Raw genomic sequence first — 14,804 nt, 5'->3', positions numbered from 1 at the left:
GACCCCGGCTGAGGCATCAGCGCCGGGCCGCCTCGGCGTGCTTCGAAGAAGCCTGCGGTCCGGTGCGGTGAAGCCGGCCGCGGGCGTGTTCGAGACCTGACCTGTGGCCTTTTGCCGGGCCGGTGTCACCGGCTCCCGGTCGAGGACGCGGTACCGAACCTGCTCAGCCGAAGCCGACCTCGGTGAAGCAGCAACCTCCGCGCTCGGCGGCGGAGAGGACCTGGACCGGCGTGAGCCGCGGGGCACGGCGGAAGTACTGGCGGAAGCCCGCTGCACGGAACTTCAGGTCGAATGCATGGCCTTGGATGTGCCATTGCGGCCAGTCCTGCTTGCCGTCGTCCGGAGCCAGCTGGTGTACCTCGTCGATCTCCAGCTCCGGGTGCATGCCTTGGAAACCGAGGTCGCCCTCAAGGTCCCAGACCTCCTCGAAGACGAGCGTCGCAGGGGCGATCCAGAAGGAGAAGTTCTTGGCCGGCTTGACCGGGGGGACCCAGCGGACGATGTAGTCGAGGTCGAGCAGGAGCCGCGGCAGGATGTCATCCGTCTGCTGCACGTACAGGCCGTGGACGGTGGCGTCGTGCCAGCCCATCTCCTCGAAGTCGGCGTCGCTCCAGACGCTCTTCGCAAGACCGGATTCCTGGTGGCTGCTGCTGTTCATGCCCGCATCCAACCAGACCGTGAATCTTCAGCTGTCACTGGTCGGCGGTGCGGCTCGCTGCCGAGCGCGGACCAGGCCGTGAAGTCGGTCGGCCCCGGGCGGGTCGGCGGACCATGGTGCCGATCACCGTCCAGCGGATCATGTTCTCGGAGCGGGCCGGGCTGGTCCAGCAGTCTCGGGCGGGGCAGCGGTGGGCATTGATTCCACGGGAACGTGCGCTCGATCGCCCACCGCTCGGGCCGGACGGGCAATCCGCGCCGGCCGGGGTCCTTGCGGACACTGTCCAGCTCGCGGCCGAGGATCTGCGCGCTCCAGTCGACCGGACGGCCGGCGAAGCCCTGGTCGGCCCAGAACTTCTGGATCCGTGGGTGGTCGACTGTGTGCTCCCTCTGGCGAGCGGGTGGTCGAGTCGGCCGGCTGAGCCGAAGCGGGGATCGCCACTGCTGAACCGAGCACGGTCATGGGAGCCAGGCCGAGGGGCGGGGGCGCGGGAACAGTTGTTAGATACTTAGCCAAGATGCTAAACAGGAGGTATGACAGAAGCTCAGGACGAGGCGGGAGCTTTCCGTGCTCTCGCCGATCCGACGAGGCGTCAGATCCTTGAGGACCTCAGAGGCGGTGAACTCGCGGCCGGCGAGATCGCCGCCAGGTTCGCGATCAGCGCGCCCTCCATCTCGCGACATCTCGGCGTGCTCAAGGGAGCCGGACTGGTCACCGAGCGTCGGGAAGGCAACCGGATCTTCTACGCGTTGGCCGAGGACCGCCTGGCCACGTGCATCGGTCGGTTCCTCAGTGCCGTCTGCCCCGAGCAGATCGTGCTTCGCCACACCAAATGGCGCCCCGGGGCGCAGAGCGAGGGGTCATGAGGCAGCCGAGACTGGCCAGCGTCGTCGAACGACGGCTACTGGTCAACTACCGAGTCGCCCCGGATGCCGCGGCACGCCTGCTCCCCGGGTCACTGCGCCCGCAACTGGTGCACGGCCACGCGGTCGCGGGCATCTGCCTGCTGCGCCTGGGAAGTGTCCGGCCCACCTGGGCGCCCAAGGCGTTCGGCCTGCGGAGCGAGAACGCGGCGCATCGGATCGCCGTCGAATGGGACGGACCGGACGGCGTCGAGACCGGCGTCTACATCCCCCGGCGCGACACTGCCTCGCGACTCAACGCCTGGGCCGGAGGCCACATCTTCCCCGGTGAACACGGCCGCGCCGACTTCGCGGTGCACGAGACGCCTGGTCAGATGCGGGTCGCACTGGCGACACGGGACGGCGGTACCCGAGTGGATGTCACCGTCGAGCTGTCCGACGAGCTGCGAGGCAGCGAGCTCTTCGCCGATCTCGCCGAGGCTTCCCGCTTCTTCCGGGGTGGGACGAAGGGCTTCTCGGCCACCAGCTCCGGCCGTCACCTGGACGGCATGGAACTGCGGACCAACGTCTGGCACGTGGAAGCCGGCCGGGTGCGCTCCGCCGCGTCGTCCTTCTTCGACGACCCGGACCGCTTCCCGTCGGGTAGTGCGACCCTGGACTGCGCTCTGGTCATGCGCGACATCCCCGCCCACTGGCGGCCACTCCCGGCCATGGCATCCGAGGGAGGTGCTCAACTCGCCCACTGAAGTGCTCCATCACACCGAAGCAGTGGGAACGGCAGGCGCATGATGTCCCTCAGCTCCCGCATGGCCTTCGCGCCGTTCTCGAAGCACTGCTGGTGCTCCGGCCCGGGTCGGAGCGGCCCGCGGCCGCGCCGCCGGCTCCGGTTCGGACGGCGGCGGAGGCAGGCGGCGGCCGGGAAATTCGCTTTCGGCCGCCGGAGTGCGGTGATAGACAGTCGTAGTGCAGAAGAATCTTGAACTCCCTGACGTGCTGCGACTGATCGACGAGCGGGCGACGGCCTTCCGGGCCGCGATCGCCGCCGCGCCCAGCCTGGACGTGCAGGTGCCGACTTGTCCCGAGTGGACGCTGTTCGACCTGGCGCAGCACGTGGGCTCGGGCCGCCCGTTCTGGGCCGCCGTCGTCGAGGCCGGTCCGGCCGACGCCCCGCCGGCCGAGGCCTTGGCGGCGCGCGCCGAGGCGCAGGCGCCCCGGGAGCGCGAGGCGTTGCTGGCCTGGCTGGCCGCGTCGACGCAGGAGCTGCTGGACACCCTGCGGGCGGCCGGCCCGGACGCCGAGTGCTGGACGTGGTGGGGCGCCTCGCAGTCGCCGCGGACCAGCGGTGCCGTCGCCCGGCACCAGCTTCAGGAGATCGCGATGCACACCTATGACGCCCAGCTCACCGTGGGCGCCGCGCAGCCGCTGCCGGCGGAGGTGGCGCTGGACGGCGTCGAGGACTTCCTGTTCACCTGCTGCGCGTGGTCGGGCGTCTGGCCGCACGAGCCGGCCGTCGTCGACTACCACGCCACCGAGGGCCGCTCCTGGCGCTTCACGGTCGAGGCGGACGGCGCCCGCGCCGTCCGCCTCCCGGCTGCCGGCGAGGGTGAGGCCCAGGTCCCGGCCGACGCCTCCGCCCGGGGCACGGCCGGTGAGCTGGTCCTGTGGTTCTACGGACGCACCCCGATGGACTCAGTGAAGATCGACGGCGACCGGGGCATCTTCGAGCGGCTCTTCGCCTGGGACCCGAACGCGTAAGGCGTGGTCGACGGCGCGGCGCCCGGTCGCGTCGTCGGCTCTCCGACCGTGCCCTGGGCAGAGCGCCGGCGTCGCGTTACCGTCCTGGCATGGTTGAGAGCAGGCGTTTCGCGTCCTTCGAGGAGTTCTGGCCCTACTACGTGGCGATGCACTCCAAGGCCGCCACCAGGTGGGTGCACCTGGTGGGCACCCTCACCGGGCTCGCGGTGGGCGCCCATGGCCTGGCGCGCGGCCGGAAGCGCCGGCTGGTGGCCCTTCCGCTGATCGGGTACGGCACGGCCTGGCCGGCACACTTCCTCATCGAGGGGAACAACCCGGCCACCTTCGGGCACCCGGGCTGGTCCCTGCGCGGGGACGCGCGGATGATCGGCATGATGCTCTCAGGCCGCGACGCCGAACTGGGCGCGATCGCCCGCGCGTGGCTCGCGGAGCACGGCGGACCGGCCGAAGCCACTCACGCGGATCGCCGCACGGGGCCTCTCGGTCGGCAGACAGCCACCAGCGGCTCTGGTCGGTCCGCCAGCCGGTCACTACCCTGAGTGCTCTTTCGATGATCACCAGGACGGTTCAGTGAACAGGCTCCCAGTGCAGAACGGTGGCGCGGACCTCGTCCGCCTCTTCATCGAACCGTACGGCGAGGACTTCTGGCTCAAGCCCGGTGACGAGTTCACCGTTGTGCCTGCCCACGACGCGTCGGATCCCCAGTTCACGGTCGTCGCTGCAAACGACCGCTTGGTCGTGTGGATCTTCGAAGGTGGCGATCCCGAGAAGATAGTCGTCGACTACACCGTCATCGACAGCACCGGAACCGAGCTGGAGTGCGGCCACCAGTGGCCCGCCCGCCAGGAGCGGGCCTGACGCCCTTCCCCAGCGGGTCTCGAACGTCGGGCAGGGTCGGCAGCCCGGTCGACGCGCTGCGACGGGCTCCCCGAGGGGCTCGGGCTTACTGCCGCGTGCGCGTCGGTGAGCACTGCTGGGGCGCTCAGCGCGGTGGCGGCGAGCACGGTGCGGCCGGGCATGACGGGTCCTCCCGGAAGGCGTGATGGAGCTACCAGGTCAAACGACTCCATCGCTGCCGAGCGCCGTCGACTCGAAGCCGTTCACCCGGATGATGTTCGGGGTGCCGGCAGTGGCGGGTCCGGGGCTTGCTGGGCGACCTGCTGTCCACACGCCCGAAGCCGCAGGGTGGCCGGGGGGCATCACGACGGGAGGGAGTCCTGTCCGTATGCGAACGCTGGGTGCGTTTGGGACTCTGGAAAGAGAGTCCCGAGCGTCTCACCACTGGCATGAACCAGAGAGCTGCGGTCATGATCGAAGCCGTCATCGGGCGCATCGCCCTTGTTACCACGGTCTTCGCCGTGCCACTTGTGCCGGCGCCGCAAGGAACTGCTGCACCGGTTGTCCTCGTGAAAAGCCCCGGGGCAATACAGGCCGTCACCGACTCCAGCTTCGAACAGGACGTGATCAAGAGCAACAAGCCTGTGGTGGTGGAGTTCTGGGCCGCCTGGTGCGGACCGTGCCGGCAATCGGAAGCCAATCTGAGCGCCATCGCGGCGGCACATGGAGACAAGGTTGAAGTCGTCAGACTGGATATCGATCGGAGCCAGGCCACTCCCGCGAGATACGGAGTGACAGCGCTTCCCGTGTTGGACGTGTTCAAGGACGGGAAGGTCGTGAAGACCATCACCGGCGCCGAGCCGAAGGCTGCTCTCGAACACGACCTGGCCCCGTTCGTCGGTCAGTGAGCCTTTTCAGGTACGGCGGGGCGGTTGAATTGCAGCCCTGCGGTTGGACACCGATCCTCTACCGGTCCGTCCGCCTTCGCTGAGGCCGCGTCCGGCAGACCGGCAGATCGTTGTTCGGCGGGCTCACGGGGCCAGAGGAACAGGGGGCCGGTCCGCGTGCAATGCTGTCCCCCGACACGGCGGCCTCGTGGACACCGAGGAGGGGTGGATGGCCAGTGTGAGGGTGACGGTCTGCCTGCCTGCCGAGGCCGCGGTCGACATCCAGGGGGCGCTCGACGAGGCCCTCGCCCCCTTTTACCTCGATACGGACGACAACCCGGTCGACCGCGGCATGTGGGACTCGCGCCGGATCGTCGGAGGTAGCGACGGCACCGGCTTCGCCGTCGTCTCCGGACACGAGAACGACCCGAGGCTCGTCCACGACGACCCCGGTTACGACGGCACGCCCCGCCTCAGCGTCGCCGGAGTCTGCGCCGGAGGACCGCGCGCCCTGCTCGATTTCTCACAACCGCTCGCCGCATCCGAGCGCGCGGCCGCAGCCTCCTGGGACCTGTGGCACCGCCTGACCGCCGTCCACCCTCCCGCCGTACCGCTCGCGGACTTCGTGGACCGCTGGCGGAACGACCCCGATGCCTTCCCGGACGACCGCCGGGGCGACAACATGTTCGCCGCCTACCGCAACCAGCCGCTCATCCGGGCGTTCCTCGACCACCCCCACAGCCTCCACCGGGGCAACCTGAGCTTCCCCAACCCGGCGGAACACCCCGTCATCACCCACGACGGCGACCGCGACGCCTACATCCGCCGGCTCACCTGGCCGTACCCGCCGTGCACGGACGTGCTCACCCCCGACGGCTGGTGGCTGGAGGGTGGCAGCAACGCCGTGCACGCCACCTGCGACCCGAGCCAGTGCCCCCACGAACGGCCGGGGCCCACCGTGTGGCCGGGCAGTGAGGCGTACCTCGCCTCACTGCCCGGCGACACGATCCTGGTCCGGCTGCGCGGGCACGTCTGACTTCGTTTCGGCGCTGTCGAGACCGGCGAACGATCCGCGCGAGCCCGCACCATCGCCGCCGGCCTCCGCCACGCCTCCGCCACGCCTCCTACGAGCCCGTCACCCGCCCGCTCGACCTCCCGGGCACTGCCTGACCGGCGAACTCGCGAGATCACCGGACTTTGCAACATCCCTGCCTCGGCAGCGCCTGGTGAGTGCCGGCGGAGCCGATGGCGCCGGCCAGGGCGGTGATCGGGGGTGGACGGCCAGAGCCGGCCGCCCCCGTGGCCGCCTCGGCGTCCGCCTCGCTGCCGGCCGGGACCCGCCGCCGCCCTCGCGGCTGTCCTGTCCGGGCGCGGTGACCTGCGGGGTGGGGGCTGTGAGCCTGCGGGGGTTGTGTTGTGGGGGTGCTGATTCTCCTGGCGGCGGGGGTGGACCCGTCTCATCGAAGTTTGACCGCGTACTTCTGGCTCCGCGCCGGTCCTAGGATTTGCGGCATGGCAACAAGACTCGTGCAGATCAATATGAAGGCCCACGACGACTCCGTGCTCGGCCGGTTCTGGGCGGAGGCACTCGGCTGGGGTGTCGACAGCGAGGGACCCGGCGTGACGAACCTCGAACCCGTGGGCTTCGACTACCCCGACCCCGCGGCCGTCTGCATCGACATCATCGCCCGCCCCGAACCCAAGACGGTGAAGAACCGGGTGCACATCGACCTGGCCACCACCTCGGCCGCCCACCAGGCGGAGTTGGTCGCGCATCTGAAGGACCTCGGTGCGACCCTCACTGATGTGGGCCAGGGTGATGTCCCCTGGACGGTCATGGCCGACCCGGAGGGCAACGAGTTCTGTGTGCTGGAACGCCGCCCCATCTACCGGGACACCGGGCCGATCGCCGCGGTGGTGGTTGACTGCGCCGACCCGCGCGCGATGGCCCGGTTCTGGGGCGAGGCGACGGACTGGACCGTGCACGAGGTCGCCGACGAGCACGCCTCCCTGCGCTCCGCCCAAGGCGTCGGCCCCTACCTGGAGTTCGTGCGCACCCCCGACATCAAGAGCGGGTGGAACCGCGTCCACCTCGACGTTGCGCCCTACCTCGGTGACGACCCGGCGGGAGAGGAATCCCGGCTGCGCGCCCTGGGCGCCACCGACCCTGGCATCGACCAGTCCTCGATCTCGTGGAAGGTTCTGGTCGACCCGGAGGGCAACGAGTTCTGCCTCCTCAGCCCTCGCTGAGCCCGGGAAACGGCCCCGGCCGGCTCGGCACCGTCCGGCCAAGGTCTGGAGGGTGACGACTTCCCCCGACGACGTAGTCCGGTCCCGCTGCGGGTGAAGAATGCGACCGCGGAGCTGCTGCTCCTGGACCCCGCGCCGTGCAGCCCTGCTGGCGGGCACCACGAACTCGCCTCGTTTACTGGTGGTACTTCTCGGCGATGGTCTGGGCGATGCCCAGCGAGGAGTCCAAGGTGACGCGGACGGTGACGGCGCCGGTCTTCGCGGCCGTCTCCAACTGGTCGGTGGTGCAGCTCGTGGTGCCGTAGCCCTGGCTGTCCTTGGTCACGGTGCTGCCGTCGGGGGAGCAGATCGCGGCTGCGCCGAGGACCTTGGTGGTGCTGTTGAACATGAACGCCTGATCGGCGCCGCCGTTGTCGGGCTTGACCATCAGCTTGCCGGGCGCGAGGTAGCTCAACTTGCCCACGAGCGTCCGCTGGTGGCCCGCGTCGGACCCGCCGCTCCCTCCGGAGGTCGAGGGGGAACTCTGACCGCTCGGCACGGACGCGGTGGCGGTGGGCCGGCCGCCGGAGTGCGTGGAACTCGCGGAACTCGTGGCAACCGGCACGCTGGTGGCGGAGGGGGTGTCCGATGAGGTCGCGTCTTCGGGTCCGCACGCTGTCAGGGCCAAGCCCGCGACGACGAGCACCGCAGCCGACAGTCCCCAACGAGCATTCTTGATAGGCATGTTGTCCCTCTTTCACTCGCGCCGTTGTCCCACCGGAATGGTGGCGGTGCGGACGGCCCCGCCCCTTCCCGGGGCGGCCTCCCCGCTGACACTGCGATCCTCACACGGGCCGTCCGCACACGTCAGCGCCTGTTACAGGCTCGTGGCGCAACCCCGCACGCGTCATAACAATTGACACAAGAGCATCGCCGTTGAGCCGATCCACACCGGTCATGGTGGCCCGTCGGCACCGACCGCATCGCCAGGGCGGCGGCCGGTGCGGGCCTTCAGAGCTGGAGCGGGGGTGTCCGCGACGGCGGACAGGACGCGTTGCTTGCTGATTCGCGTGCACGTCCTCGGCCGTCCGCCCTTGTACTTCGGGTAGAGGGAGTCGAAGCCGTCGGCGTTGAAGTTGTGGATCACGTCGCGGACCCGGTCCGCGCTGGTGGACGTCGCCTCGGCGATCTTTGCCACGGGCATGCGCTGGGCGGACAGCAGCACCATCCGGGCTCGTCGCCAGGTCACCACCGACCAGTGCCCCGGCGGACGATCCGCAGCAGCCGTCGGCCCCAGTCGTCATCGCTCTCACGGACCTGCACCCGTTCCGCCACATGATCATCCTGACGGCCCGCTACCGCCCGGCACAGCAACCGGCGATACGACACGACGGGGCACACCTTGCCTGAATGCGGCACCAGAACCTTGGCTCTGGCCCTTCCCGGTCCCTCCCTCGTCCCCGGATGACCGGTCGGGTGTCCCTAGCCGCAGGTCAGCGCCTGGGACGAGCAGAGACGTCCCCTGTCAACGTCCCAGCGGCCAAACGGGCGCGGGCCTGGTGCAGAATCCTCGCTGTCGGCTCCGGGGTGGACCCGACGGATCACCGGGCGAGCCGGGCGACAGCGGTCGTCCAGCGCGGGGAGAGCCTGGCCCAGGACGGCTTCGTCGGCCCCGAGACCTGGCCCGCGCTGCGCTTCGTCGCCTGGTGATCCCACCTCAGGTCTCGGCGGCCCAAGAGCTGGGCCGCCGGTGGGGCACCTCCGGCCGGCCGAAATCTGCGGGAGTCCACCCGGATTGCCGTGCACGACAGCCGTTCCGGTGATTAGACCACTCGGTCGTGGCCAGGACTGGTGACGGCCCCGCTCCTGAGGCGGTGCGATCGCGAGGACCACACCACCTCAGGGACAGCCGACGGCGGCTGTGCGAAGCGCGAAGCTCCCGATGCGCGGCCAGCTGAGCCCCGGCGGCCATCGGATCAGATGCGGGCCGAGCACGACGAACTCGCGGTAACCGAACGGCTCTGGCAGCGGCCGGTGTCTGCCCGGGGGCCGAACGTCCTCCGTCGACCCCGGCTCTCCGGAGGCGGGGTTGCCCGCGCTACCGTGCTGACATGGAGCCGAAGCCGGGGCCTGACGGCCCGCTGTCTGATGTCGAGATCACGCAGTTCGTCAGTCTGCTGCGCCGATACTGCTCTCACGAGCTTGACCAGTGGGAGAACGTCAAGACCCAGACGCCTTATGGTCCGGTCTATGTGATGTTCACCAGGGCACTTCCGCCCGAGTGGCCCGCGGAGGCTTTCCGCGACTTCTAGGCGTGCCACAGCCGTGCCATGGTGGGCGGGGAGTCACGGGGAATCGCAGTGCCGGGCGGGAGACTTCCGAGGGATGGCCAGCTCGGGAAAGCCGCAGGTCAGGGCAGTTGGCCGACACCCGTTCTCCTCGCGCCGTGCGGCCGTCGGCCTTTGCCCGGTCGCGCGGCGGCGGGTGGCTCCAGGCTACGAGGTTCACGGGGCGGGGCGCAGGTCGTCCTGGTCCTTGAGAGCGGTGACCTGTTCGCCGTCGGCGGCGTAGGAGACCACGCCGCTCCACCGGCCGTCCCTGCCGCGCCGCCACTCGGTGAGCAGGCCGGGCAGCCACCGGCCGTCCTCATGGACCAGGCAGGGTTTGGCGGTGCGGGACGGCCGGTAGGCGGGGAAGCAGGGAATGCAGGCGCCGCGGCCCTGGGCCATGGCGTCGGCGAGTGCGGTACGGGTGGGCTGGTGAACGCCGCGGGCGAAGCGTGCGGCGCGGGCCTGGCCCTCGGCGAGGGCTTCGCAGGCGACAGTCCGGTGGAAGACGGAGCCGCCGCGGGTGGTCCAGACGGTGGCGGTAAGCCCGTGCGGCACTGGTTTGCAGTGCCCGCACTGGCCGACTATGAGTCCGTGGTCGCAGCGATCGTCGGTCATTCCGGCATCGTGCCCCGGCACCGGCGGACGGTCAATGACGGACCGTCGGTCAATAGTCCGCGAAGAGACCCCGACGCGGCTGTTGGCAAGCGCACACTGGCTCTGACCGTTCTGATGGCGGCGGCCGTTCTCACCTACGGCTTCGATCTCGGCAGCAAGCTCGTGGCTGTCTCGCGGTTGGAAGGCCACGAGCCCGTTGCCATTGCGGGCCACGTGCTTACGCTGCGAGTGTTCCGCAACTCGGGCGCGGCTTTCAGCAGCGGTCAGGCCTTCACCGTTGGTTCACCGCGATTGCGGTGGCGGTTGTCGTGGTCGTCGCGTGTGCCGCGCGCAGGCTTCAGAGCTTTCCCTGGGCTGTCGCCCTGGGCCTGCTGCTCGGGGGCGTCGGCAATCTGACTGACCGGATCTTCCGAGCGCCCACGGTCTTTCGCGGGCACGTCGTCGACTTCATCTTCGTCGAGCACTTCGCGGTGTTCAACCTCGCGGATTCGGGCATTGTCTGCGGCGGTGCCTGATGGTCCTCATGACGATCCGGGGCATCTCTCTGAACGGCTTGGCCCCGCTGGATCGGCAGGCCCGGAACATTGCGTTGCCGCGGTGAGATCCTCCGGAACCGAGAGCTCGACCGCCGCGCGTACCCGGACACTGCGGACCGTGCTCCGCTCCTGACCTACAGTCACCATCCGGGGTGCAGGTCGCAGGAGTCAGCGAGCGGATGGCTGACAAACGATCTGCTCTTCGCGGAATGCCGCCGGCGACAGTGTGAGTATCCCCTCCGCTGCGGGCGGCGGGCAGCAGGCCACCGCTGTCAGTGGCGATGTGACGCTTGCCGCCCTTGAGCTCCAGGTCTCGGACAGGGCCCTCGTCAACGCTTTTGCTGGTCTTCAGCGAGAGCCGTACCCATCTCCTCACCGCGCCGTTCCGGGGCACCAGTGCCATCTGAGTCCCGGGTGTGCTGTGTGCCGCCGAGGACTGGGGCCTGCGGCGCCACTCACCACGCCGGGCCGCCAGGCGGACCCGCCACCGGCCGGCCGGCGGTGGGCCCGGCCGGGGCGGTGGAGTAGGCCGGGCGTACCGCCGATCCCGCCGTTCCGGCCAGGCGGCCCCGGGCGTGGTCCGGCGCTGCCGACGGCGAGCGGAGCCAGGCATCGGCATCCGGAAGAGCGGGAAGCAGCGGTGACGGACCAACAGGAGTTCGGCCGGCGGTACCGACGGTGTCAGTACGAGTTGCTACAGGCGCCGACGCGGGTGACGGCGTCGTACAGGCACACCTCGGTCAGGTGCCCCGGCGGATCCCAGTGGAAGCCGGTCTCCTTGGCCTGGTTCCTCACCCAATACGGGTTGCTCACCGGGTGCCAGGTGCTGCCGCCGTCGTCGGAGCGGGCCAGTTCCATACGGCAGTAGTCACCCCACGACTGCACCAGACCCTGCGTCTCGTAGCTGGAGCCGGAGCCCCGCTCGTTCATCCACGCCTTGCAGCTGCCGACGATGACGTCGGAGCCGTGGATGTACCCGCTGGTGCTCTGAGCGCTGGCCTGCGCCGGACCGGCGCTCAGTGCGAGCGTGGCGGCGACACCCACCACTGCGGCTATCGCACGAATCCTGTTCACGGCTTTTCTCCCCTCGGCCGCCCAGTGCGGCCCTGCCTTGGGTGGTGTCTGTCCCTGCGCGAGTGCCGGCCCGCCGTGTCTGGTGCGACGGGCCGGCCTGTCCGCGCTCTCCAGCGTGCCGCGAACGTGGTCGGGGTACGTCAACCCCTGGTTTGACTTCGGGTAAACCTGTGCGGTACGCCATCGACGGCTTCGGCGGCCTGGCCCTCCGGTCGGACGAGGGCTACCGGCGCAAGATCGCCCGACAGCTGAACAAGGGCGAGCCCCTCCACTCCCTTCGCCACCAGCTCCGCTACGCCCGCGAGGGCAAGGTCACCCGGCGCCAGTCCGACCAGCAGAACGAGCAGGCGAGGTGCCTGACTGTCGTAGCGAACTCCGTGATCTGCTGGCGCACCGAGTAGATGGGCCTGGCCGTGGGCGAACTGCGCGCCGCCGGCCGCGCGGTGGACGCCGAGGCGCTGGCCACGTCTCCCCGGTTTGCACTCGGCGGTGAACCTCGGCGGTGAACCTCGGCGGTGAACTACGACGGCTCGATCACCGTCGACTACGACCGACCGCGAACTCGCCCAGCTCGACGAGAGGGGCCACCGCCCGCTGCGGACGGTGGCCAGCGACGAGCCCGGAGCCGGGATGTAGCAGCGACCGGCCTCGGGACGCGTACCGTGGGCTCACCCGCTCAACGGTGGCCAGTCCTCGGGGTACCGTCAACGAGTGCCGCCGGGCGCCCGAACCAGCGTGCGAGGGTCTCCCGCAGCTCCTCCGCGGCTGCGCCTACCGGTGTCGACGGGGCGCCGATCCACGCTGCGTGCCCGTCCGGGCGGACGAGGATCGCGGGGGCGTGCTCCAGGGCGTGCGGGTGGGTACGGGCGGTGGTGACCCGGTCCGCCCATGGGCGGGCGGCGGCGGAGAGGGCGTGCGAGCCCGCCGCGGCGCCCAGCAGCAGTGCGCCGCCGGGCGACCGGGTCAGCAGCGCCGCAAGGTTGTCCTCGCCGTCCTGACCCAGCGGGATGTCCGGCACCATCCGTCCTGCCCACGGGTGTGCGGGGTCTCCGGAGGCGGGGTAGCGGGTGCCGACAGCGGTGATCGTCTCGGCCAACGGCCCGGCGGTGTCCGCGGACTCGGCCAGCTCGGCGAGCAGATCGCGGAGGGGTGCCAGGCGGTCGTCGTCCCCCCTCGCCTGGGCGAGCACCGCCTGCGCGCGGGTGTTGCGGAGTAGGCGTTTGCCGGCCGCGTGGCGTTCGTCGTGGTAGGTGTCGAGCAGCGTGTCCGGCGCCTGCCCGCGCGCCACCAGGGCGAGCTTCCAGCCCAGGTTGACGGCGTCGTCGATCGCCGCGTTGACGCCGATGGCGCCGGTCGGGGGGTGGATGTGCGCGGCGTCCCCGGCGAGTAGTACCCGGCCCGTCCGGAACTGCTCGGCGAGCCGCGCCGCGTCGCCGAACCGGGTCAGCCACAGCGCCTCGGCGATCTCGGCCCGGTGTCCCAGCGCGGCATCGATCGCGCGTTGGAAGGAATCGAGCGGCACCAGCTCGTGCGGGTCCGTGGGCGGCGTGGGGTCGGCGGTGATGAGACGGACGTAGCCGGGGCGCGGGATCGCGAACACCGAGCGGCCGCCGGGCCCGGTGTTGGGGCCGAACGAGACGGCCGACGGGTCGGTGAGGACCACGTCCCCGAGCAGGGTGAACTTGCGTGCCGGTGTCCCGGGGAAGCCGATCCCGGCCGCCTTGCGCACCGTGCTGCGGCCCCCGTCGCAGCCGACCAGCCATCGGCAGCGCACCGTTGACGGGCCGTCCACGCCGTCCACCTCGACCGTCACGCCGTCACCGTCCTGCCGCAGCCCGGTGAGGCGCCGGCCGCGGACGAGGCGCGCGCCCAACCCCACGGCCCACTCGGCGAGCAGCTCCTCCACGCGGGTCTGGGGGATGCCGAGGGCGTAGGGGTGTTTCGTGCGCATGGCGGCGAGGTCGAGGCGGGACGCACCGACGAACATCGTCGTCGGCACGGTCGGTCCCTCGGCGAGGAAGCGGGCGGCAAGGCCCCGGCGGTCGAGCAGCTCCAGGCTCCGGGCGTTGAGGTTGAACCCGCGACAGAAGCCCGGCGGTTCGGGCTCCCGCTCCAGGACCAGCGCCCGCACCCCCGCGCGCCCCAACTCCCCGCCGAGCGCCAGCCCGGCCGGCCCGGCTCCGGCTATCAGGACGTCGACGACCTCGTCCTTCGACGCGCTGTCACTCATCGTCCGCCCCCTTCCGGCCACGTCAGCGTCCCGCGCTCGACCTCGTCGGCGGTGCGTTCCACCCAGGCCAGCTCGGCCTGTGCCATGGCGGCGGCGTACTCGGCCTCGATGAGGAACAGGCGCGGCGCGTTGTGCTCCTCGCGGGCCGCGCGGTAGCCCTCGGCGTCCTGCGCGATCCGCTCCCGCAGCGCGGCGGCCCGCTCGCGCAACGCCCCCGCCGCGCGGACGGGGCCCAGCGCGCCGAGGTATCCGACGGCGGAGAGGAACCGTGGGTACTCGGGTGAGGGCTCCCGGATCAGCTCGTCGAGCCAGTCGGTGAAGCCGTCCCGCCCGGCGGGGGTGTGGCGGTAGACGGTGCGGGCCGGGCGGTTGCCGACCTGCTCGGTGCCGTCCGCCTCGATCCACCCGTCCCGCGTGAGCGCGCGGACGGTGTCGTAGAGCGATCCGGTCGTCAGCTTGAACGTGCGATCCATGCCGCGCTCGCGGAGCGCGCCGGCCATGGCGTGGGGGTGCATCGGCTGCTCCAGCAGCAACCCGAGGACAGCAAGGGCGAGGGCGTTGGCAGGGCGTTTCGGAGCCTTCTGGACGGCGGGGGGTTCACGGGTGGGCATGGAACTCCGGTGCTTCGACACGGCGAACTACTTGGTATCGATTACTCGGATCCGAGCATATGGCGCAAGGATACTGGGTGCAAGGGCGTGAGCCTTTGGAGCAGGCGCGGCGACGGGCAGTGGCGTTCGCGCACGCCGCCAGGACGATGTGTCGTGTGCCGAAAGCTGGACAGGCTCCC

17 protein-coding genes and 2 pseudogenes are annotated in these 14,804 nt (G+C 70.6%); 12 read left to right on the top strand and 7 right to left on the bottom strand.

Annotated features, from left to right (window positions below; translation table 11 throughout):
- Positions 1-163 precede the first annotated feature (163 nt).
- Positions 164-658, bottom strand: a complete 495-nt coding sequence (locus ACIRVF_RS22425) for a hypothetical protein (protein WP_402820426.1) — start codon at positions 656-658, stop codon at positions 164-166.
- Between the two features lie 533 nt (positions 659-1,191).
- On the opposite strand from ACIRVF_RS22425, the gene ACIRVF_RS22420 reads away from it, so the two are divergent.
- The 8 genes and pseudogenes from ACIRVF_RS22420 to ACIRVF_RS22385 all read left to right on the top strand — a co-directional run bounded on the left by ACIRVF_RS22420 (position 1,192) and on the right by ACIRVF_RS22385 (position 7,250).
- Entirely contained in the window at positions 1,192-1,524 is a 333-nt protein-coding gene (locus tag ACIRVF_RS22420; RefSeq protein WP_399867651.1) for a metalloregulator ArsR/SmtB family transcription factor, read from the top strand.
- Positions 1,521-2,267: a DUF2071 domain-containing protein gene (locus tag ACIRVF_RS22415; protein WP_402820423.1), complete on the top strand. Its 747-nt coding sequence runs from the start codon at positions 1,521-1,523 to the stop codon at positions 2,265-2,267. Before ACIRVF_RS22420 ends, ACIRVF_RS22415 begins: the two co-directional genes overlap by 4 nt.
- A gap of 217 nt (positions 2,268-2,484) precedes the next feature.
- On the top strand, positions 2,485-3,276 hold the full coding sequence (locus tag ACIRVF_RS22410) for a maleylpyruvate isomerase family mycothiol-dependent enzyme (RefSeq protein WP_402820420.1): 792 nt from the start codon (positions 2,485-2,487) through the stop codon (positions 3,274-3,276).
- An 89-nt stretch (positions 3,277-3,365) separates the two neighbouring features.
- A pseudogene (locus ACIRVF_RS22405) lies at positions 3,366-3,710 on the top strand (Mpo1-like protein); the annotation flags it as partial.
- Positions 3,711-3,846: 136 nt separating this feature from the next.
- The gene (locus ACIRVF_RS22400; RefSeq protein WP_402820417.1) at positions 3,847-4,134 is read left to right on the top strand and encodes a hypothetical protein; all 288 of its coding nucleotides are present in this window, start codon (positions 3,847-3,849) and stop codon (positions 4,132-4,134) included.
- A 548-nt stretch (positions 4,135-4,682) separates the two neighbouring features.
- Positions 4,683-5,021: a thioredoxin family protein gene (locus ACIRVF_RS22395; RefSeq protein WP_402820718.1), complete on the top strand. Its 339-nt coding sequence runs from the start codon at positions 4,683-4,685 to the stop codon at positions 5,019-5,021.
- Positions 5,022-5,229: 208 nt separating this feature from the next.
- Positions 5,230-6,036 carry a hypothetical protein gene (locus tag ACIRVF_RS22390; protein WP_402820414.1) on the top strand — a complete coding sequence of 269 codons (807 nt, stop codon included), beginning with the start codon at positions 5,230-5,232 and terminating at the stop codon, positions 6,034-6,036.
- 476 nt (positions 6,037-6,512) lie between these two features.
- Positions 6,513-7,250, top strand: coding sequence for a VOC family protein (locus ACIRVF_RS22385; RefSeq protein WP_402820412.1), 738 nt, complete (start codon positions 6,513-6,515; stop codon positions 7,248-7,250).
- A 175-nt stretch (positions 7,251-7,425) separates the two neighbouring features.
- On the opposite strand, the gene ACIRVF_RS22380 is transcribed toward ACIRVF_RS22385, so the two are convergent.
- Both ACIRVF_RS22380 and ACIRVF_RS22375 read right to left on the bottom strand, forming a co-directional pair.
- On the bottom strand, positions 7,426-7,713 hold the full coding sequence (locus tag ACIRVF_RS22380) for a hypothetical protein (protein WP_402820409.1): 288 nt from the start codon (positions 7,711-7,713) through the stop codon (positions 7,426-7,428).
- Between the two features lie 537 nt (positions 7,714-8,250).
- Positions 8,251-8,564, bottom strand: a pseudogene (locus tag ACIRVF_RS22375) (helix-turn-helix domain-containing protein); the annotation flags it as partial.
- A 252-nt stretch (positions 8,565-8,816) separates the two neighbouring features.
- On the opposite strand from ACIRVF_RS22375, the gene ACIRVF_RS22370 reads away from it, so the two are divergent.
- Both ACIRVF_RS22370 and ACIRVF_RS22365 read left to right on the top strand, forming a co-directional pair.
- Positions 8,817-8,939 carry a hypothetical protein gene (locus ACIRVF_RS22370; RefSeq protein WP_402820407.1) on the top strand — a complete coding sequence of 41 codons (123 nt, stop codon included), beginning with the start codon at positions 8,817-8,819 and terminating at the stop codon, positions 8,937-8,939.
- 401 nt (positions 8,940-9,340) lie between these two features.
- Positions 9,341-9,541 carry a hypothetical protein gene (locus ACIRVF_RS22365; protein WP_402820405.1) on the top strand — a complete coding sequence of 67 codons (201 nt, stop codon included), beginning with the start codon at positions 9,341-9,343 and terminating at the stop codon, positions 9,539-9,541.
- A 192-nt stretch (positions 9,542-9,733) separates the two neighbouring features.
- On the opposite strand, the gene ACIRVF_RS22360 is transcribed toward ACIRVF_RS22365, so the two are convergent.
- Positions 9,734-10,174, bottom strand: coding sequence for a hypothetical protein (locus ACIRVF_RS22360; RefSeq protein ID WP_402820402.1), 441 nt, complete (start codon positions 10,172-10,174; stop codon positions 9,734-9,736).
- Between the two features lie 296 nt (positions 10,175-10,470).
- Here ACIRVF_RS22360 and ACIRVF_RS22355 point away from each other — a divergent pair, with 296 nt between their 5' ends.
- On the top strand, positions 10,471-10,689 hold the full coding sequence (locus ACIRVF_RS22355; RefSeq protein ID WP_402820399.1) for a signal peptidase II: 219 nt from the start codon (positions 10,471-10,473) through the stop codon (positions 10,687-10,689).
- Positions 10,690-11,391: 702 nt separating this feature from the next.
- Here the strand turns inward: ACIRVF_RS22355 and ACIRVF_RS22350 are convergent.
- Positions 11,392-11,784, bottom strand: a complete 393-nt coding sequence (locus tag ACIRVF_RS22350; RefSeq protein WP_402820396.1) for a hypothetical protein — start codon at positions 11,782-11,784, stop codon at positions 11,392-11,394.
- A gap of 170 nt (positions 11,785-11,954) precedes the next feature.
- Between ACIRVF_RS22350 and ACIRVF_RS22345 the strand changes: the two genes are divergently transcribed.
- Entirely contained in the window at positions 11,955-12,185 is a 231-nt protein-coding gene (locus tag ACIRVF_RS22345; RefSeq protein ID WP_402820393.1) for a Tn3 family transposase, read from the top strand.
- Positions 12,186-12,460: 275 nt separating this feature from the next.
- On the opposite strand, the gene ACIRVF_RS22340 is transcribed toward ACIRVF_RS22345, so the two are convergent.
- Positions 12,461-14,014 carry an FAD-dependent monooxygenase gene (locus tag ACIRVF_RS22340; protein ID WP_402820390.1) on the bottom strand — a complete coding sequence of 518 codons (1,554 nt, stop codon included), beginning with the start codon at positions 14,012-14,014 and terminating at the stop codon, positions 12,461-12,463.
- Entirely contained in the window at positions 14,011-14,625 is a 615-nt protein-coding gene (locus tag ACIRVF_RS22335; protein WP_402820388.1) for a PadR family transcriptional regulator, read from the bottom strand. The genes ACIRVF_RS22340 and ACIRVF_RS22335 overlap by 4 nt, the downstream gene beginning before the upstream one ends.
- Between the last annotated feature and the right edge of the window lie 179 nt (positions 14,626-14,804).

Source organism: Kitasatospora sp. NPDC101157, from assembly GCF_044768255.1.
Classification (GTDB): Bacteria; Actinomycetota; Actinomycetes; order Streptomycetales; family Streptomycetaceae; genus Kitasatospora.
This window is presented reverse-complemented; position numbering and strand designations above follow the sequence as displayed.

What these genes read in the sequence shown, in the direction of transcription:
- ACIRVF_RS22425 (WP_402820426.1), bottom strand. Translation starts at nt 658, where the DNA reads ATGAACAGCAGCAGCCACCAGGAATCCGGTCTTGCGAAGAGCGTCTGG.
- ACIRVF_RS22340 (WP_402820390.1), bottom strand. Translation starts at nt 14,014, where the DNA reads ATGAGTGACAGCGCGTCGAAGGACGAGGTCGTCGACGTCCTGATAGCC.
- ACIRVF_RS22390 (WP_402820414.1), top strand. Translation starts at nt 5,230, where the DNA reads ATGGCCAGTGTGAGGGTGACGGTCTGCCTGCCTGCCGAGGCCGCGGTC.
- ACIRVF_RS22420 (WP_399867651.1), top strand. Translation starts at nt 1,192, where the DNA reads ATGACAGAAGCTCAGGACGAGGCGGGAGCTTTCCGTGCTCTCGCCGAT.
- ACIRVF_RS22360 (WP_402820402.1), bottom strand. Translation starts at nt 10,174, where the DNA reads ATGACCGACGATCGCTGCGACCACGGACTCATAGTCGGCCAGTGCGGG.
- ACIRVF_RS22385 (WP_402820412.1), top strand. Translation starts at nt 6,513, where the DNA reads ATGGCAACAAGACTCGTGCAGATCAATATGAAGGCCCACGACGACTCC.
- ACIRVF_RS22415 (WP_402820423.1), top strand. Translation starts at nt 1,521, where the DNA reads ATGAGGCAGCCGAGACTGGCCAGCGTCGTCGAACGACGGCTACTGGTC.
- ACIRVF_RS22335 (WP_402820388.1), bottom strand. Translation starts at nt 14,625, where the DNA reads ATGCCCACCCGTGAACCCCCCGCCGTCCAGAAGGCTCCGAAACGCCCT.
- ACIRVF_RS22365 (WP_402820405.1), top strand. Translation starts at nt 9,341, where the DNA reads ATGGAGCCGAAGCCGGGGCCTGACGGCCCGCTGTCTGATGTCGAGATC.